General features: G+C 58.2%; 15 protein-coding genes and 1 tRNA gene. 7 read left to right on the top strand and 9 right to left on the bottom strand.

What is annotated here, in order from left to right; genetic code table 11:
- Positions 1 to 27: 27 nt before the first annotated feature.
- Entirely contained in the window at positions 28 to 1266 is a 1239-nt protein-coding gene (locus RBH71_RS20825) for an AI-2E family transporter (RefSeq protein WP_003515654.1), read from the bottom strand.
- 229 nt (positions 1267 to 1495) lie between these two features.
- On the opposite strand from RBH71_RS20825, the gene RBH71_RS20820 reads away from it, so the two are divergent.
- Positions 1496 to 3229 carry an ABC transporter ATP-binding protein gene (locus tag RBH71_RS20820; RefSeq protein WP_035252137.1) on the top strand — a complete coding sequence of 578 codons (1734 nt, stop codon included), beginning with the start codon at positions 1496 to 1498 and terminating at the stop codon, positions 3227 to 3229.
- Positions 3230 to 3251: 22 nt separating this feature from the next.
- On the opposite strand, the gene RBH71_RS20815 is transcribed toward RBH71_RS20820, so the two are convergent.
- On the bottom strand, positions 3252 to 3476 hold the full coding sequence (locus RBH71_RS20815) for a hypothetical protein (RefSeq protein WP_003515649.1): 225 nt from the start codon (positions 3474 to 3476) through the stop codon (positions 3252 to 3254).
- A 398-nt stretch (positions 3477 to 3874) separates the two neighbouring features.
- Here RBH71_RS20815 and RBH71_RS20810 point away from each other — a divergent pair, with 398 nt between their 5' ends.
- Entirely contained in the window at positions 3875 to 5200 is a 1326-nt protein-coding gene (locus RBH71_RS20810; protein ID WP_003515647.1) for an Nramp family divalent metal transporter, read from the top strand.
- Positions 5201 to 5324: 124 nt separating this feature from the next.
- Here RBH71_RS20810 and RBH71_RS20805 read toward each other — a convergent pair whose 3' ends face one another.
- The 5 genes from RBH71_RS20805 to RBH71_RS20785 form a co-directional block, all read right to left on the bottom strand.
- Positions 5325 to 6068 carry a hypothetical protein gene (locus tag RBH71_RS20805; RefSeq protein ID WP_003515645.1) on the bottom strand — a complete coding sequence of 248 codons (744 nt, stop codon included), beginning with the start codon at positions 6066 to 6068 and terminating at the stop codon, positions 5325 to 5327.
- 283 nt (positions 6069 to 6351) lie between these two features.
- Positions 6352 to 10170, bottom strand: coding sequence for a vitamin B12-dependent ribonucleotide reductase (locus RBH71_RS20800; RefSeq protein ID WP_003515643.1), 3819 nt, complete (start codon positions 10168 to 10170; stop codon positions 6352 to 6354).
- Between the two features lie 677 nt (positions 10171 to 10847).
- A complete protein-coding gene (gene gpt, locus RBH71_RS20795; RefSeq protein ID WP_003515641.1) occupies positions 10848 to 11345 on the bottom strand; it encodes a xanthine phosphoribosyltransferase in 498 nt (165 codons plus the stop codon).
- Between the two features lie 113 nt (positions 11346 to 11458).
- Complete coding sequence (locus RBH71_RS20790) at positions 11459 to 12304, bottom strand: universal stress protein (RefSeq protein ID WP_003515639.1); 846 nt, start codon at positions 12302 to 12304, stop codon at positions 11459 to 11461.
- 86 nt (positions 12305 to 12390) lie between these two features.
- On the bottom strand, positions 12391 to 13182 hold the full coding sequence (locus RBH71_RS20785) for a competence/damage-inducible protein A (RefSeq protein WP_065659320.1): 792 nt from the start codon (positions 13180 to 13182) through the stop codon (positions 12391 to 12393).
- 276 nt (positions 13183 to 13458) lie between these two features.
- Between RBH71_RS20785 and wrbA the strand changes: the two genes are divergently transcribed.
- Complete coding sequence (gene wrbA / locus RBH71_RS20780; protein ID WP_003515637.1) at positions 13459 to 14058, top strand: NAD(P)H:quinone oxidoreductase type IV; 600 nt, start codon at positions 13459 to 13461, stop codon at positions 14056 to 14058.
- A 510-nt stretch (positions 14059 to 14568) separates the two neighbouring features.
- Here wrbA and RBH71_RS20775 read toward each other — a convergent pair.
- Together RBH71_RS20775 and RBH71_RS20770 are read right to left on the bottom strand one after the other, a co-directional pair.
- Positions 14569 to 14814 carry a DUF982 domain-containing protein gene (locus RBH71_RS20775; protein ID WP_003515635.1) on the bottom strand — a complete coding sequence of 82 codons (246 nt, stop codon included), beginning with the start codon at positions 14812 to 14814 and terminating at the stop codon, positions 14569 to 14571.
- Positions 14815 to 14897: 83 nt separating this feature from the next.
- Positions 14898 to 15179, bottom strand: coding sequence for a hypothetical protein (locus RBH71_RS20770; RefSeq protein ID WP_003515633.1), 282 nt, complete (start codon positions 15177 to 15179; stop codon positions 14898 to 14900).
- Positions 15180 to 15877: 698 nt separating this feature from the next.
- Here RBH71_RS20770 and RBH71_RS20765 point away from each other — a divergent pair.
- The 4 genes from RBH71_RS20765 (at position 15878) to popZ (ending at position 18575) form a co-directional block, all read left to right on the top strand.
- The gene (locus RBH71_RS20765) at positions 15878 to 16030 is read left to right on the top strand and encodes a DUF3309 family protein (RefSeq protein WP_003515628.1); all 153 of its coding nucleotides are present in this window, start codon (positions 15878 to 15880) and stop codon (positions 16028 to 16030) included.
- A 240-nt stretch (positions 16031 to 16270) separates the two neighbouring features.
- Positions 16271 to 16344 (top strand) — tRNA-Cys (locus RBH71_RS20760).
- Between the two features lie 244 nt (positions 16345 to 16588).
- Positions 16589 to 17260, top strand: a complete 672-nt coding sequence (locus RBH71_RS20755) for a protein-L-isoaspartate O-methyltransferase family protein (protein WP_003515626.1) — start codon at positions 16589 to 16591, stop codon at positions 17258 to 17260.
- A gap of 355 nt (positions 17261 to 17615) precedes the next feature.
- Positions 17616 to 18575 carry a cell division protein PopZ gene (popZ, locus tag RBH71_RS20750; RefSeq protein ID WP_111801154.1) on the top strand — a complete coding sequence of 320 codons (960 nt, stop codon included), beginning with the start codon at positions 17616 to 17618 and terminating at the stop codon, positions 18573 to 18575.
- Positions 18576 to 18743 lie beyond the last annotated feature (168 nt).

Raw genomic sequence — 18743 nt, 5'->3', positions numbered from 1 at the left:
CAGGCCCGAGCATGACGAAGACGAGGTTTAAGACGCTGCTTTTCGGAACGCCGTCGCTTCGTTGCTATCCTCTTCACGCGCAACGATGTCGTCGAGCGGGTCATTTTCAGCGGTAGGGGTCGGCGGAACGTCGACGGTGGCGCCAGTGGAGATTTCCACCTCTCGCACCCATTCCCGCCAGATTGCCACCAGCAGCGCCATCAGCACCGGGCCGATGAAGAGGCCGAGGAAGCCCATGGTCTTGACGCCGCCGACGAGGCCGAAAAAGGTCGGCAGGAAAGGCAGCTTGATCGGGCCGCCGACGAGTTTCGGACGGATAGTCTTGTCGACGATGAAAAGCTCGACCGAACCCCAGATGAATAGCCCCAGGCCATAAGCGGGAGAGCCGCTGGCGACCAGATAGATCGATACGAGAGTGAAAGAGAGCGGCGCGCCGCCCGGGATGAGCGCCATGACACCGGTGAGCACGCCGAGTGTGACGGGCGAGGGGACGCCGGCAATCCAGTAGGCGATGCCGAGGATTATGCCTTCGCCGATGGCGATCAATGTCATGCCGGTGACGGTGGAGCTGATGGTGGCGGGCACGACGCGGGAAATGCGCTCCCACCGCGTCGGCAGGATGCGTTCTCCCACAAGATCGACCTGATGGGAGAAGCCGGCACCGTTGCGATAGACAAAGAACAGCGCGATCAACATGAACAGCAGGGTCAGCACGAGGTGGAACGCGCCGTTGCCCGCGGCGAGGATCGCCCGGTAGATATTGCCGATATTGGCACCGCTGACGAGCTGGATCACTTCGCCGATCGCACCCGGTGTGCCGATATATTTCACCCACTGCTCGCCGAGCCAGGAGCCTACGCCGGGGAGCGCCGCGATCCAGTCTGGCACGGGTGCGCCCACCTTGTTGACATGCACCGCCCAGCCGAACCATTCGCGGATTTCGCTGGCCGTATAGGAAGCGGCGATGAAGATAGGCACCACGAGGAAGGTGAGGATGAGGATGATGGCGATGGAGGCGCCGAGCGTGGTGTTGCCGCCCACCTGCCGCAGAAGCCGCGTGTAGACCGGCCAGCTGGCGAAGCCGATGACAAGGGCTGCCAGAACCGGAACGAGAAAGCCGTGGAAGAAGTAGATGCCCGCAAGGGCGACGAGAACCAGCAGCCAGCGCGCAGCCGATATTGGCGGGATCAGGGCGATCCGCGTCGGGCTTGCAGGACCAAGCCATCTCGGTTCGCCACTGGGCTTACGACTGTCAATATTACTCACGGCAGGCTCTTTCTCGCATTCTCCCCGAAGGGTGCATTCACTCTGTCACACCAATACATATAAGTGCAATATAGCCGTATCACATTACCGTTGTGTGTTTATCGCTCAGCCTATTGAACGATTTTGGTAAAAATAGAACATCGGTCTTGGCGCGCGCATTGAAATATGACAATTGAACTCCGTTTTTATTGCGGCCTCCGCTTGCCGCGCCCGCTCTTCAGGTCACGCCATGCTGCGCCGTTTCTTCGCCTATTACCGTCCCTATCGCGGTCTGTTCATTCTCGATTTTTCCTGCGCGGTGCTGTCGGGCGTGCTTGAGCTCGGTTTTCCGATGGCGGTGAAAGCCTTCGTGGACGTGCTGCTGCCGGGTGGCGAATGGGGCATCATCCTCGCCGCATCGGTCGGGCTGCTCGTCATCTATGTCCTGAATACGGGTCTGATGGCGACAGTCACCTACTGGGGACATATGCTCGGCATCAATATCGAGACCGACATGCGGCGGCTGGCTTTCGACCACCTGCAGAAGCTCTCCTTCCGCTATTTCGACAACCAGAAGACCGGTCATCTGGTTGGCCGGCTGACGAAGGACCTGGAAGAGATCGGTGAGGTGGCCCATCACGGCCCCGAGGATCTGTTCATCGCCATCATGACCTTCATTGGCGCATTCCTGCTGATGCTGTCGGTCAATGTGCCGCTGGCGCTCGTCACCGCCGCCGTCGTGCCTGTCACCGCCTGGGTGACGAGCCGTTACGGTGGCCGAATGACGCAGAACTTTCGCGCGCTCTACGGTCGGGTAGGCGATTTCAACGCCCGTATCGAGGAAAATGTCGGTGGCATGCGGGTGGTGCAGGCCTTTGCCAATGAGGACCACGAACGCGCGCTGTTTGAGAAGGACAACCAGAAATACCGCCGCACGAAGCTGGATGCCTACAAGATCATGGCTGCCAGCACTTCGCTCAGCTACATGAGCATGCGGCTGACGCAGATGATCGTGATGATCTGCGGCGCCTGGTTCGTGCTGCATGGCGGCCTGACGGAAGGCGGCTTCGTTGGCTTCCTGCTTCTGGTCGGCGTGTTTTTCCGCCCGGTGGAAAAGATCAACTCGGTCATCGAGACCTATCCGAAGGGCATTGCCGGTTTTCGCCGCTTTACCGAGCTTCTGGACACGGCGCCGGATATCATCGACGCACCGGATGCGATCGAGGCACCGGCGCTTTCCGGCGCCATTGAATATCGCCATGTCGGTTTCGGTTATGCCGAGGGCAAGCAGGTTCTCGACAATATCGACCTGAAGATCAATGCGGGCGAGACGGTGGCTTTCGTCGGGCCTTCGGGGGCGGGCAAAACGACGCTTTGCTCGCTGCTGCCGCGCTTTTATGATGTCACCAGCGGTTCGATCACCATTGACGGCATCGATATCCGCAAGATGAAGCTTGCCTCGCTGCGCAACCAGATCGGAATCGTGCAGCAGGATGTGTTCCTGTTTGGCGGCACGATCCGCGAGAATATCGAATATGGCCGGCTCGGCGCTTCCGATGTCGAAATCATGGATGCGGCGCGGCGTGCCCGGCTGGATGGCGTCATCGAAGCGATGCCGATGGGGCTCGACACTGTCATCGGTGAGCGTGGCGTGAAACTTTCCGGTGGTCAGAAACAGCGTCTTGCCATTGCCCGCATGTTCCTCAAGAACCCGCCTATCCTCATTCTCGACGAGGCGACCTCGGCGCTGGATACCGAAACCGAGCGGGCCATCCAGCAATCGCTGACGGAGCTTGCCAAGGGCCGCACAACGCTCGTCATCGCCCACCGGCTGGCAACGATCCGCGATGCGTCACGCATCGTTGTGGTGGACCAGACGGGTATTGCCGAGACCGGCGCCCATGCCGAGCTTCTGGCCGCCAAGGGCCATTATAGCCGCCTGCATGAGGCGCAGTTCAGCGGGCATCTTCAGGGTCTGAGTTAAGCGACGCATCTTGCGCCGCATATCAGCCATTCTCCGCTGCGTTTTCCTCGATGATGCCGGTATTCGGCTCGGGCTTGCCGGGATGGCTGGTGACGAGATAACCCATGGCGACAGCGGCGGCGACGATGACCAGCAGCACCACGCCGCTGATGGTCATCAGCCAGTCGCGCGGCCTTCGCTGCGCCATGATATATTTCGGCCACCGGTAAGGCTGGTTCGCCACGCTGAATTTATTGCCGTCTCGCATGAACTTCCCCGGACTATTGTCGCTTCGTGACAGACAAACGCGGGCATGCACGCGGCTGTTCCGCAATGGCGGGGCAGAGGCGATGACAACGCCGTGAGGTTTCGCGGTAGGATTGGCCGTGGGTCCCCCTTGTTCGCTGGTCACTACACGACGGAGAAGAGTCTTTTCAGCCCAGAGACTTTGGCTTGCTGGCTTCCGGCTTAAGGCTGGAATGACCGAGGAGGGGTCTCATTTCATTAAATCCATGAAGCGTTGCGCCGGTGCTTGCGTTCAGGCCGAATGTTACTGCGGCCTCTCGCGCCGGCACACAGCTTCGAAACTCCACTTGCCAGTCCACACCCTTTTATGCGAATGATTTGCAATTGCATTAATTCTATTTCCATTTGAAAGTTCGCTAGATGGACAAGCCTGTCTTTGGATGGCGGCGGAATGGCGACGATCTCTCGCTGTCCGACGTTCACAGCTCGATCAAGATAAGCCCGAATGCCGGTACGTTTCGCCGGGCGATGGCGTTCTTCGGACCCGGATATCTCGTCGCGGTCGGTTACATGGACCCCGGCAACTGGGCAACGTCGCTCGCCGGCGGTTCCAAGTTTGGCTACACGCTGCTGACGGTGGCGTTGATATCGAACATCATGGCCGTCGTTCTACAGGCGCTCTGTGCCCGTCTGGCGATTGCTTCCGGGCGCGATCTGGCGCAGGCCTGTCGCGATGCCTATCCGAAACCGGTGGCGATGGTCCTCTGGCTGCTGGCCGAAATCGCAATCATCGCGACTGATATCGCCGAGGTCATCGGGACGGCTATCGGCCTCAACCTGATTTTCGGCATTCCGCTCGAACTGGGCGTCCTCATCACGGCGCTTGACGTGTTCCTGATCCTTTATCTGCAAAGGCTTGGCTTCCGCTGGGTGGAAGCGCTTGTCATCACGCTTCTCGGCGTCATCGCGGTGTGTTTCGCCATTCAGCTGGCGCTGGCAGACCCCGACTGGAGCCAGGTGATTCGTGGTTTTGCGCCGACGACGGAGATCGTCACCAACCCCGAGATGCTCTATCTGGCGCTTGGCATTCTGGGCGCGACGGTGATGCCGCATAATCTCTATCTGCATTCAGGGATCGTGCAGACGCGCGCCATCGGCGAGACGCTGGCCGAAAAACGCGAGGCGCTCAAATTCGCGACACTCGATTCAACCATCGCCCTGACGTTTGCTCTCGTCATCAATGCCGCGATCCTCATCCTCGCAGCGGCGACCTTCAACAAAACGGGTCAGACGAATGTTGCCGAACTGGGTGAAGCGCATAGTCTGCTCGCGCCGCTGCTCGGCCTTGCGATTGCGCCGACGCTGTTCGGGGTGGCGCTTTTGTGCTGTGGCATCAATTCCACCGTTACGGCAACGCTTGCGGGCCAGATCGTGATGGAAGGTTTCCTCAAGATGCGGCTTGCCCCGTGGCTGCGCCGCCTCATCACCCGAGGCATCGCCATCATCCCCGCCGCCGGCGTCACCATCGCCTTCGGCGAAAGCGGCACGTCTCAGCTGCTGATACTGACGCAGGTGGTCTTAAGCCTGCAACTTTCCTTCGCCGTCTTCCCGCTGGTCATGTTCACCGCCGACCGCGCCAAGATGGGCGAACTTTGCGCCCCGCGATGGCTCTCGGCGTTTGCATGGCTTATCGCCATCGTCATCGCTGCGTTGAATGTGAAATTGCTGTTTGATTTTGTGGGGTGAGGAACGCGTCAGGCCGCGCCTTTCCGAAGCGAGGCCGCCGTTCCTGTATGGATCGACGGCTATGACTCTTAGATAGGCGCGGGCGGGTTGGTTGCCATTTGCATTGAATGACCAAGCAATGGTGCTATTTTTGAACCGAAGCAGAACGGTTTACATCTCTTTTTTGTAAACGCTCGGAGATAGGATCCCATCGATCCGCGATTTCTTGTGCAAGTGCTTCAAGTTGCTTTCGTCGTTGCTTATAACGTGTCGCCGCGAAATACGTTCTTTCGTCAAACACATCCGCGACAATGCACATATTTGTGTCAGCGGTGCCCAAAGAGCTCAAATTTTCCTCGGTAAACCAATGTAGAAGAGTTCCGAAGAGTACACCTCTTTCCGAATTTTCTCCGATGCGAAGTGGATTGGTTTTGCCGAAATATGTCTTCACTATTCCTATGAACGGATACTTGAAGCCACTCTGCCGTCTTTTTATTATTACGCACGGCTTGATGCGAACGGTGATGCCGCAAAATTCCATATCTGTTGGTATGCCCTGCGTATTCTCTACGCTCCAAATGTCGTTTAAAGGCCAATCCATTGTTTTTACATGTGAAATTGCATCCATCGCATTTAATAGACGCTGCTCATGATGATCGCTATGAGCCTCTCGTTTCTGATAGATTTCGTCCAACCTGTCCAGATGACTTGATTTGTTGCAGTTCGACATAAGAAAATGCCCTGCCGCTCTTTCAACATCTGGATACATTGTGTCCATAATAAATGTTGGAGGTTGAAGCGCGTTTTCAATGATTGTGACGCGCTTTTGCGGGCTAGCAAAAGCGTATTCGATTAGTTTGTGTGCACTGATTATCTTTCTCGTGTCCATTCGCGATCTTCCTGCGCTTTGCGCATAGGGATAACGCTGAGCCCAACTCGACTCCAAGAGAGACTCTTCGTACAATGACCTTGCTACAGGGCGAAGAGTTTCTTTTTGCCCCACGAGAGCGTCAGCTTGTTCGTGGTATTCAAAGCCGAGACCGACAAGTCTCGGCTTTGTTGTTTTCAGGAGACACGAGAACTAGATCGTCCTTTCCCCTGCAAACAAGAAAGCCCAAGGGTGTGAGCCTCGGGCTTTCAAAATTCGTAACTTTAGTCCCTTAATACTCCCATCAAGAGCAACCGCTCGTCGCACCGCAAGTATCGCACTTCTCGCAGGTGCCGTTGCGCACCATCGTGAAGTTCTGGCATTCCGAGCACATGTTGCCGGTATAGCCTTGCGCGATCGAGCGCATGCGGCGTTCGTTTTCCTTCTTCTTGGCTTCCGCCTTGGCCGATGCCGCGTCGGCGGCGGCCTTGTCGGAGAAGAGGGCGGTAGCGGTCTGCTTGGCTTCCTGGACCACGTCGTCGATTACCTCTTCGGCAATCTCTTCCGCCAGTTCCTTGGCGCGTTCTTCATAATCGCGCTTGAAGGAGACGATTTCCGAGGTGGAGATCGCGACTGTCGGTTCCAGCTTGCGGGCGGCTGAGCCTGCAAAGGAAGTGACGTTGGCCGAGGCGCGGGCGGGCGCTGCCGTTGCCGAGCCCTTGGGTTCGGAAGCAGCACGTTCGCCTTCGTTGTTGGAAACCAGCGTCGGCTTGTAACCGCGTGTCCAGCCGGTGGAGAGCAGATTGGTCTTGCCTTCCTGGATACCCTTGCCGAGTGCGGTATTGGAGAAATCCGACGTATCGACATGAGCGAGGTCGTGGCGGCCGAGATAGGATACGGCGAGTTCGCGGAACACGTAGTCGAGGATCGACGTGGCGTTCTTGATCGCGTCGTTGCCCTGCACCATGCCGGCCGGTTCGAACTTGGTGAAGGTGAAGGCCTCCACATATTCTTCCAGCGGCACGCCATATTGCAGGCCAAGCGAAATGGCGATGGCGAAGTTATTCATCATCGCACGGAAGGCAGCGCCTTCCTTGTGCATGTCGATGAAGATTTCGCCGATGCGGCCGTCACCGAATTCGCCGGTGCGCAGATAGACCTTGTGACCGCCGACCGTTGCCTTCTGGGTGTAACCCTGACGGCGGTTCGGCAGCTTTTCACGCTCGCGCGATACCCGCTCGATGACGCGCTCGACGATCTTTTCGGTGATCGTCACGGCCTGCTGGGCGAGCGGCTGCTGGATCAGTTCTTCAACGAAGTCTTCGTCGTCCTCATCTTCCACCAGCGAAGCGTTGAGCGGCTGGGAAAGCTTGGAGCCATCGCGGTAAAGGGCGTTGGCCTTGAGCGCCAGCTTCCAGGACAGCATGTAGGCTGCGCCGCAATCTTCCACGGTTGCATCATTCGGCATGTTGATCGTCTTGGAGATCGCACCCGAAATGAACGGCTGTGCTGCCGCCATCATGCGGATATGCGATTCGACCGAGAGATAACGCTTGCCGATCTTGCCGCAGGGGTTGGCGCAATCGAATACGGCCAAGTGCTCGTTCTTGAGGAACGGTGCGCCTTCCAGTGTCATCGCACCGCAGACGTGCACGTTGGCCGCTTCGATGTCCTTTTTGCTGAAGCCGAGGTGCTCCAGCAGGTTGAAGCTCATGTCGGACAACTGCTCATCGGAAACCTTGAGCGTGCCCTTGAGGAAATCGGCGCCCAGCGTCCACTGGTTGAAGACGAACTTGATGTCGAAGGCGCTTTTCAGCGCGCCGTTGACGGCTTCGATCTTCTCATCGGTAAAGCCCTTGGCCTTCAGCGTCGAGGGATTGATGGCAGGTGCCTGGTTGAGATTGCCGTGGCCAACGGCATAGGCTTCGATTTCGGCGATCTGGCTTTCCGAATAACCGAGCGAACGCAGGGATTCCGGCACGGCGCGGTTGATGATCTTGAAGTACCCGCCGCCGGCGAGCTTCTTGAATTTCACCAGCGCGAAGTCCGGCTCGATGCCGGTCGTGTCGCAATCCATCACGAGACCGATCGTACCTGTCGGCGCGATAACGGTGGTCTGGGCGTTGCGGTAGCCGTGCTTTTCGCCAAGCTCCAGCGCCTTGTCCCAGGCGGCGGTAGCGTGGGCGACAAGGTCCTGATCCGTGCAATCGGAATGGATGAGGGCAACCGGGTTCACCGACAGGCCTTCATAACCGTAGGAAAGGCCATGGGCGGCGCGGCGGTGGTTGCGGATGACGCGCAGCATGTTGTCGCGGTTCGGCGCAAAGCCCGGGAAGGGGCCAAGCTCGCCAGCCATTTCAGCCGAGGTGGCATAGGAAACGCCGGTCATGATGGCGGTCAACGCACCGGCGATGGCGCGGCCTTCGTCGCTGTCATAGGGAATGCCCGACGACATCAGCAGGCCGCCGATATTGGCATAACCGAGGCCGAGCGTGCGGTATTCGTAGGAGCGTTCGGCAATCTGGCGCGAAGGGAACTGCGCCATCATGACCGAGACTTCGAGAACGACGGTCCACAGGCGAACCGCATGTTCGTAATCGGCGATGTCGATGCGCTTCGTTGCCTGATCCTTGAACTGAAGCAGGTTCAGCGAAGCAAGGTTGCAGGCCGTGTCGTCGAGGAACATATATTCCGAGCACGGGTTGGAAGCACGGATCGGGCCTTCGGCCGGCGAGGTGTGCCAGTCGTTCATGGTGGTGTTGAAGTGCAGGCCGGGGTCGGCCGATGCCCAGGCGGCGTGGGAGATCTTTTCCCAGAGGTCGCGGGCCTTCAGCGTCTTCATGACCTTGCCGTCCTTGCGGGCGGTCAGGTTCCAGTCACCGTCGTTTTCAACAGCGCGCAGGAAGTCATCCTTCAGCGATACGGAGTTGTTGGAATTCTGGCCTGAAACCGTGAGGTAGGCTTCGGAATCCCAATCCGTGTCGTAGGTCTTGAACTGGATGTCCTTGTAACCCTGCTGCGCGAACTGGATGACGCGCTTGACGTAGTTTTCCGGCACCATGTCCTTCTTGGCAGCGCGGATTTCGCGCTTCAGGGCAGGGTTCTTGGCCGGGTCGAAGCAATCGCCGTTATCTGCCTCGCAATTGACGCAGGCCTTCATGATTGCCTTGAGATGCTTGGCAACGATCTTGGAACCAGTGACGAGAGCGGCAACCTTCTGCTCCTCGTTCACCTTCCAGTCGATATAGGCTTCGATATCGGGATGGTCGGCATCAACGACGACCATCTTGGCCGCACGGCGGGTGGTGCCGCCGGACTTGATTGCGCCGGCTGCGCGGTCGCCGATCTTGAGGAAGCTCATCAGGCCGGAGGACTTGCCGCCGCCGGAAAGCTTTTCGCCTTCGCCGCGCAGGTAGGAGAAGTTGGAGCCGGTGCCGGAACCGTATTTGAACAGGCGCGCTTCACGCACCCACAGGTCCATGATGCCGCCTTCGTTGACCAGATCGTCTTCGACAGACTGGATGAAGCAGGCATGCGGCTGCGGATGTTCGTAAGAGGACTTGGACTTGGTCAGCTTGCCGGTGAAGGGGTCGACGTAGAAGTGGCCCTGGCCCGGGCCGTCGATGCCATAGGCCCAGTGCAGGCCGGTGTTGAACCATTGCGGGCTGTTGGGGGCTACACGCTGGGTCGCCAGCATATAGGCAAGCTCGTCGCGGAAGGCGAGTGCGTCTTCCTCGGTGGAGAAATATTTGCCCTTCCAGCCCCAGTAGGTCCAGGTGCCGGCCAGGCGGTCGAAAACCTGACGCGCATCGGTTTCGGAGCCATAACGCTCACCCTCGCGGAGGTCCTTCATGGCCTTCTCATCGGCAACCGAACGCCACAGGAAGGAAGGAACATCGTTTTCCTCAACCTTCTTAAGCACCTTCGGCACGCCGGCCTTGCGGAAGTATTTCTGCGCCAGAACGTCGGTCGCGACCTGGCTGAACTGCGCGGGAACGTCGATATCCGCCAGACGGAACACGATGGAACCGTCCGGGTTCTTGATTTCACTGACGGCCTTGCGGAATTCGATTTCCGCATAAGACGATTGGCCGGGCTTCGTGAAGCGGCGTTCGATGCGCATGGTTTCGTGTCCTCGTCCATTGGGCGCCCGGCAAAGGGCGCAAAAATTCGTTCCAGCCGTGCGAACTATGCGCGCAGCCGGTTTTTGCCGATCTGTAAGGGATGTTCATCCTTGGATGTGATCCCTGTATCTCGTGGCTTATTCGGCTGCAAGAGTCATGTGAGTACTAAATATAGTATCAACAGCTTCCTGCCGCCAGTCCCCGCGTCATGTTTTTGGCGGTATCCGCAAGGCACGCAAAATCCACCGGCGAACCGCCCCCTGATGGTCGGGACGCCCCTTCTGGACTTGCGAACTGAGATTGAAAGGAACCGGCCTCGTTACTTTCCGGTCCGTTGCCGCCGCAACATAACTGTCACTTTCCTCCTGCGGCATAGATTCGTCAAGCCATAGATTGAAACCGTTTTTTAACCACAAGATATTGTGTGCAGTGCCTGTGGAAAACGGGGATAGCAAAAGCGTTCAAAAAAATCAGTGACTTGGCGCGAGACTTTGAAGCTTGCGCGAGGCAGGTTTCCGCAGCGGAAAGCGAAAACCCCGCATTTCCGGGGTGCGGCATAAAGGCGACACTGCGGTTTTTCCGTGTTTTTTTGCCGTTACCAAAAAAGCATTTCCACACAAAAAAACCGCCCCGAAGGGACGGCTTTTCAGGCATGGTTTTGGGTTGCGACAGGCGATCAGCCGCGCGATCCCTTGGCGATCGGTTCCTGATAGGTGAAGCCCATGTCCCAGGGAAAATAAATCCAGGTGTCCTGGCTGACCTCGGTGACAAAGGTGTCAATGGTCGGCACGCCCTTCGGCTTGGCGTAAACGCAGGCAAAATGCGCCTTCGGCAACATTTCGCGCACTTCCAGTGCGGTCTTGCCGGTGTCGGTCAGATCGTCAACGACGAGCACGCCTTCGCCGCCGTCGGACATCAGTTCCGGCGCCACGCCCTTCAGGAGAACCGTGTCGCCCTGGTTGACGTAATCGTGGCGGGTGGCGATGCAGACCGTATCGATCAGGCGGATGTTCAGCTCGCGGGAAATGATCGCTGCCGGCACGAGACCGCCGCGGGTGATACAGACGATCGCCCGGAACTCCCGGCCAAGGCCGGCAAGACGCCACGCAAGCGCGCGGGCGTCGCGGTGAAACTGATCCCAGGTTACGGGAAAGGCTTTATCGGGAAGGGACATGTCGTCTACCATCTGGTCAAAATTGTCGATGGCTTTGGCTAATAGCCGCAAGACCTGCAAAAAGGCAAGCATTGCGCGCAGGCTCTTGCGGCTTCATCCACGGCTACCGGTGTTTAACGCGACAAAAGCGTCATCGCCGTCATGGAATCGAGCAGCGTGCGCGTCACGCCGCCGAACAGCAATTCCCACCAGCGGGAATGGCCGTAGGCGCCCATGACCAGAAGGTCGATGCTGTGGTCTGACAGCCGGTTTTCGATAGCCGCCTGCGGCGAGATGCCGGCGATTTTTTCCTGCGAGGTTACCGTGACGTTGACGCCGTGGCGGGCGAGTGTTGCGGCCAGTTCGGTTCCGGCAAGTCCAGACGATTGCGTTTCGCTCTCGGCCTGATCGACGGAGAAGATCTCGACGCTCTCGGCTGCAATCAGGAAGGGCAGGGCATCGAAGGTGGCGCGTGTTGCCTCGCGGGAGCCGTTCCAGGCGATCAGTACACGCTTGACCGGTTTGGCAACCGTCAGCACATGCGGAACGAGAAGAACAGGGCGGCCGCTTTCATGGAGAAAGCCGTCAATATCCGAGCGGCTGTCGGAGAGTGCGGAGGAGTTGCTCTGGCGGGCGACGATGAGATCGGCGCAGCGCGCGCTATCGATTGCCGATGACGAGGCGTAACCCACCGAGGTTACAAAGCTGCGCCACTCATGCGAGATGCCATTGGCAGACAGCGTGTGTTCGAAGAGGTTTCCAACATCCGTGGTTTCCTTGTGCGCCACGTCCTGAAGCACCTGAACGGTAGCGGGGTCGGGAATTTCCATCGGCGCGACGAGCGGAACGGCGGCCAGCGTTTCCATGTGCAGGCCAATCACATGCGAGGAAAACTGGTTGGCAAGACTTACCACGAAATCGCCGAGCTTTTGCGTGTTCTCCACATTGTCGATCACTGCCAGTATCGTTTTGTAACCCATTTTTTAGCTCCTCGGTGACGCGTCGTTTTTGGGAGAGTGGCTGCCTTTGCCGGGTGCCACCTTGATTTTGGTCAATCCGCTTCGTCTCAGGCGGTTGCATCGCCCTTGCTGGCCGACAGTGTTTTTTCCTGACCAATGGTTTCGATCATCGTCGCCACTGCATCCGCCGCCGCTTTCAGGACGGTGGCATCACGGGCGCGCACGACGATCTCCGTCGAAAAGCGTTGTCCGTCATATTTCGGGTAGGAGCCGATGCTGGTTTCCGGGTGCGCTTTCTGGATTGCGGTCAGCGGCGTGCCGATGTCACCTTCGCCATAGGGAGACCGCACCGACTGCGACATGACTTTCGCGCCGGTGCGCAGCGTTGGCATGACATTGTCCAGCATGGCCTGAAACACCTGCGGAACGCCGGCCATGACGTGGACGTTGCCGATGACGAAGCCGGGGGCGACCGAGACGGGATTGGCGATGTGGCTTGCCCCCCTTGGCATGCGGGCCATGCGCTTGCGCGCTTCGGTGAATTCCATCTCGCGCACACGGTACATGTCACCCAATATCCGCAAAGCCTCGGGATCGTGCTCGCAGGGCAGGCCGAAAGCCACGGATACTGCATCAGCGGTGATGTCGTCATGGGTCGGGCCGATGCCGCCGGAGGTGAAGACATAATCATAGCGGGCGCGCAGCGCATTCAGCGCTTCGACGATTGCATGCTCCTCGTCGGCGACGATGCGCACTTCCTTCAAGTCTATTCCGGACATGGTGAGCACATCCGCGAGGTGCCCGATATTCTTGTCCTTGGTGCGTCCCGACAGCAATTCGTCGCCGATGGCGAGCATGGCGGCGGTCACGACAGATGGGGTGGGTGAGGGATTGGACATGGGGTACTCGTCAGCTGTTTTGTCCGACGTTAGTCCGCCGCCCGGTGAATGCAAAGCGGTTTTGAAAAAATGTCTATCTGTGAAAGGTTGACGTTCCGGCGTTTCGTTCACTGATTGCGAACAGTGCGTATGCGGATGCACCGCTGGTGTGGGACCGGCCTCTGGGCTACCTTTGCATCACATGCTTGTAACGGGTCACCACTAATGATCATCGCGTTCTTAAAAAGGCTTCTGGCTGGTACGCCTGAGACGATTAACCCTAAGGATACAAAGAAAATGACAAAAGTTCTGGTGCTTTATTATTCATCTTACGGCCATATCGAGACGATGGCATATGCCGTTGCCGAAGGCGTGAAGTCTGCCGGCGCGGAAGTTGTCGTCAAGCGCGTTCCGGAACTGGTTCCTGAGGAAGTCGCCAAATCCTCGCACTTCAAGCTCGATCAGGCTGCCCCCATCGCGACTGTTGACGAATTGGCCGAATACGATGCCATTATCGTCGGCGCCGGCACGCGCTTCGGCACGGTTGCCTCACAGATGCGCAATTTCTGGGACCAAACCGGCGGTCTGTGGTTTGGCGGCAAGCTTGTCGGCAAGGTCGGCTCGGCCTTCACGTCGTCGGCTACGCAGCACGGCGGTCAGGAATCGACGATCCTTGGTTTCCTCCCCACCTTCCTGCACCACGGCATGGCCGTTGTCGGTCTGCCCTATGCCTTCCAGGGCCAGATGGGCGTCGATGAAATCAAGGGCGGCTCGCCTTATGGCGCCTCCACCATCACCGATGGCGACGGCTCGCGTCAGCCTTCTGCTATCGAACTGGAAGGCGCACGCTATCAGGGCGCACATGTCGCCAAGCTGGCCGCCAAGCTTTCCGCTTGAGCCTGCATTGCTGAAAAAAGAAATGCGGCCCGAAAGGCCGCATTTTCTTACTCCGGCTTCTGACGTCGCCGGTGCCGCAGGGAATGATTTTTAAGGCGGGTCAGATCGGCAGGTTGACCATGAAAAGGCAGCTTGCAATCACGACGCCGAGCATGGAAATTTCGAGAAAACCATTCAATCCGTCACGCATTTCAATCCTCCTTGTTTGATCGAAGAGAGAACGGAAAAGATTTATCGCGGTTCCATAACAGCAGAATGAAATTTAGGAAATTTTAATGCCCTGCCGCTCCGCCACAATACGGAGTGGACATCGGTGCTTCAACCTGTAACGACGAAGGCGACCACGAGGTGGCCGAGAAGGCCGATGGCGAGGCAGGAGAGGAGAAATATGAACAGGGCTTTTTTCATGTTTCCAGAAGCTTCCATCTGTTTTTACCCTTTAAACCTGTTGTCCTGACTTGTTTCGCCTCAGGACGCCATTTTAATTCTCGACCATGGGTCTTGATGCCGTCAGGCCTTGATGTCGAGACCAGCCTCGATTGCGGCGGCGATGAAGGCCTTGCGCGCATCTTCCGGCTTTTTCCTGCCGGCATCGACGGCGGCGCAGACCAGCAACGCCGCGTCCAACGCATCGCCGTCCTCTATCGGCCAATCCTCGATCATGGCCCAGGACGCCGCCTGCGTGGTCTCGATGCTCGTATAGTCGCCCGGCGTTTCGAACGCGATCAGGACGGGTTTTTGCCAGCGCGTGTTCATCGCTCATCCGTGTTGGTTATCGTGCCCGGCTCTAAACCAAGCGGGCAGGATGCGCAATTGGTTTCGGTTGGCTTGCGGTGCGGTCAGTCGTCGCGTCCGAACAGCCAATCGCGAATGATGCGGCGGTCTATGAGTTCGAGCGAGCGATCGGGCGCAATGCGATAGGTTTCCACCGCCCTCGTGCTGCCGTCGATGCGGAACTCGTGGCTGAAGGTACTGCCGATCGGCGATTTCGTCAGCTTGGTGCGCGGCTGGCCCTTATAGGTGATGCTGCCGGGGATCGGTTCGACATAAGCGGCCGGGCCTGAGGTCGTGCAGCCCGCAAGCGTAAGCGCGATTGCGGCCAATGATACGAGCGTTTTCATCCTGTCCTCCGAAGTGCGTCTGCGAAAACGATATGGAGGCGCAACGGTTCCCCGCGAGTGATAGAGGGCAGAGCTATTCGCACCTGCTACTTGCGTCTCGGATTTTGAGTGTCGCGCGCGACCCAGCGGAAGAAAGCGTAGACGAACAGGCCGAAGATAAAAAGCGGGATGAGGTTCGCAAAACCGGACATATGATTCTCATTTCTCCCTCCCGATCCGGGGTCTAACCGGAGAGAAAGAGGCAAGGCAAGCGTGGCGTGCAGCGCCGCAGGTAAAATGTCCGTGTGCCTGTTTGGGGAACGGTTTGCGTGCGGCGGGAAGATCGCCGGAGAAGAAGGAAACAGGTGAGACCTGGCGCACTGCCAGTGATACCAGGTCTCCCAGTCCCCCGCCAGTTTCAGGGAACGGGTGACTTGATTTAGTATGACGAACGGCACCCGATATACATAGACTGAGAAATTACCTCGAATAAATCGCTACCATGGTCGATCACCCCGGGGCCGGAGCGTAGTGCGTCGCCAATCGCAGCCGCCGTGCGCGCGCACGACCCGCCGCGTTGTCCGCAAATGCCGTTTAACCCGTTGAATCGGCTGGAGATGCATTCTCGGCCCACGCCATAAGCGGATGGAGGAAACGGAACTTTTTGCATGTTTGGTCATTAAATACAGCGCATACCTATTATTCATGGAGGGCTAAACATGATCGGCACCATTCTCGTTATCCTCATCATTCTTTTCCTCATCGGTGCTTTGCCAAGCTGGGGTTACCACAATTACGGTTATGGTCCTTCGGGTGGCCTCGGACTGGTTCTGGTCATCGTCCTCGTTCTTGTTCTGCTGGGTCGCATCTGATCGATCCGCATTGAAGATGCAGCGACTGCCCGCACCCGCGCAAAGCACCGGCTGCGGGCATTGTTTATTCTGGAATATGAGTGAGATACAAAAAATGTCGGAATCCGAAGGGCTTAGGACGTGGACGATTGCCCTTTGTCCATCGGATCGGAAAAAACAGCACATTCGGAACGAACCCTCTTGCGCGCATAATGGATTCGTTCTAAATGCCCGCCATCGCTCGAATTCATGAGCGTGTGAGGCCTCGTGGCGGAGTGGTGACGCAGAGGACTGCAAATCCTTGTACCCCGGTTCAATTCCGGGCGAGGCCTCCAAAAATTTCACCGAATAGAACCTGTTTTTTTGAACGTTTGGCTTACCCGCGGTCATCGGCTGCCCTTGCTGTTCTAAAAAATCCCGGCCATTTCGCTTTTTCCAGCACTTAGGGCTCACCGCGCTTGAAAGCGCAGGCTTGGGCAATTATGAGATTGTTTAAAGGCGAGGGGAGACCCGTGCCGTTTTGAGCTTTTGGGGCCGAGGCTTCCCGACCGGCATCCGCGAAATTGAGGCGATAACGATATGATGGATTTCGAAACCGCACGCGCCAATATGGTCGACAGCCAGTTGCGCACGACCGACGTGACGTCGCATTCGGTGCTGAAGGCGTTTTTGAGCGTGCCGCGCGAAGCTTTCGTGCCGGCGGGTGTGCGGCAGATTGCCTATGTGGACGAGGATCTGCAGATCTGTCCCGCCCGGGATGGTCGCCCGGCCCGTTACGTCATGAAGGCCTCGCCGCTGGCGAAGCTTTTGCAGCTTGCGGCGGTGACCAAGGAAGACGTGGTCCTGGAAGTCGGCGGCGGCGCCGGTTATACTGCGGCCATCCTGTCCCAGCTCGCCGGTTCGGTGGTTTCGCTCGAATGCGACGAAACGCTGGCAGCTGAGGCGACTGAGACGCTGGCCTCGCTCGGATATGACAATGTTGCTGTTGTCACCGGCGATCTCGAAAAGGGTTATGCGGGCGAAGCACCCTATGACCTGATCTTCATCAACGGCTCTGTAGAGGAAGTGCCGGCGGCACTGACCGATCAGCTGCGCGATGGCGGACGTCTGGTCGTCGTAGTTGGATACGGTAACGCTGCCAAGGCAACCGTTTACCGTCGCGATGGCAACAGCACCTCGGCTGCAACCTCTTTCAACGCGTCGATCAAGCCTCTGCCCGGTTTTGCCAAGGCGGCCGAATTCGTTTTCTGATCTTTAAAAGCGATCATTGTTTTGGACGCCGGGGTGGACTTTCCGCCCCGGCGTTTGTTTTTGCGGGTGCCGCACCGGCAGACCCGCTTCGCCCACCCAATTGCCCAAAAAGACCATTCTCACAAAGCTGTGCATCACGGCGAAACTTGTCGAATCAGTGATTTAGTTCCTGACTATCCTGCCCTAGACTAATGGTGATTCGGGGTGTGCGTATTTCTACCCCTTTTCAGGCCATCGGCCCGAAAACCGGAAGCGATTTTCGACAGGAACGGTGTGCAGATTTAAAATGTTGGAGCGTCCTTTTGGCGTCCGTATGGACGCAAGGCGGTCTAGAGAGTGGAAACCGGGGATTGATATGGCTCAGCCAAGCGTAGCGCGTGAACCGTCCATGGAAGAGATCTTGGCGTCGATACGCCGGATCATCGAAAGCAACGAGACCGGGCCTACCGGCGCGTTTTCCGGGCAGTTGCCGCCTGTCTATGACGACGAAGACGATGGCGCAGGCGAAGCGTCCTTCGTGACGGAGGCCATCAGCCCGCCGGCGCGCGTTCCCCCCGCCGCAAACCAGGCATTTGGCGCAAGGCCGGTGCAGGATTTTTCCACGGCCGCCGAAAAGCAGACGCCAGAACAGCAGGAAATCTCGGCCGAGAAAAGCATGTCGCTTGCCGATGTTGCCGCCCGCGTTCGCGCTGCCGCCGACCGCAACGCTGCCATGGGGCCGCAGGCATTTGCCGCCCAGGCGCAGCGTGAGCCCGCGCAGGCATCCCCGGCCGCTCATTCCTCCAGCGTACCGCAGCCTTCGGCTGCGCAACAGGTTGAACGCCCTGCGCCGCAGCGCCCGACGGATGTGCGGCCGCTGCTGGCGGCCGCTGCCGCGAGCACCAGTGAACAGCCGGCAGCTTTTGCCGCCGAGGATCGTGCTGCTGCTGCCGCTGTCGAAAGCGTAGCTTTCGAGAACCGCTTCGACCAGCTGACGCTGCGTGGCGCCATCGAAACGCCTGTAGCCCAGGATCATTTCGAGATTTCGGTGCAGGAACCTGCTGTCGAGATGCCTTCATTCGATCTGGCCGAACCCAAGGAAGAGGGCGGTTTGTCGCTCAACCTCATTTCCGAGGCTGCCGGTGCGCAGATCGCCCGTTCCTTCAGCGAACTTGCGGAAATTTTCGATGGCGTCGAACGACGCTCGATCGAGGATATGGCCGCCGAAATGCTGCGTCCGATGCTGCAGGACTGGCTGGAAGACAATCTGCCGACCCTGGTGGAGCGTCTCGTGCGTGAGGAAATCGAACGTGTGGCGCGCGGCTCGCGCCGCTAGGCTCTGTTCGTCCGCATCTTGTAACATGCGCAAGATAATGAAACAGAGGCCGCTCCGGCACCGGGGCGGCTTTTTTGTTGAAGATGAAGGCGCTATGGGGTCATAGTCGCTGACGGGTCGGTTTCTGTTGACTCTCGACCATCCATCCTTATTTAAAAAAATCCACAC

Source organism: Rhizobium sp. AN68, assembly GCF_030758035.1.
In the GTDB taxonomy this organism is placed as follows: domain Bacteria; phylum Pseudomonadota; class Alphaproteobacteria; order Rhizobiales; family Rhizobiaceae; genus Agrobacterium; species Agrobacterium tumefaciens.
This window is presented reverse-complemented; position numbering and strand designations above follow the sequence as displayed.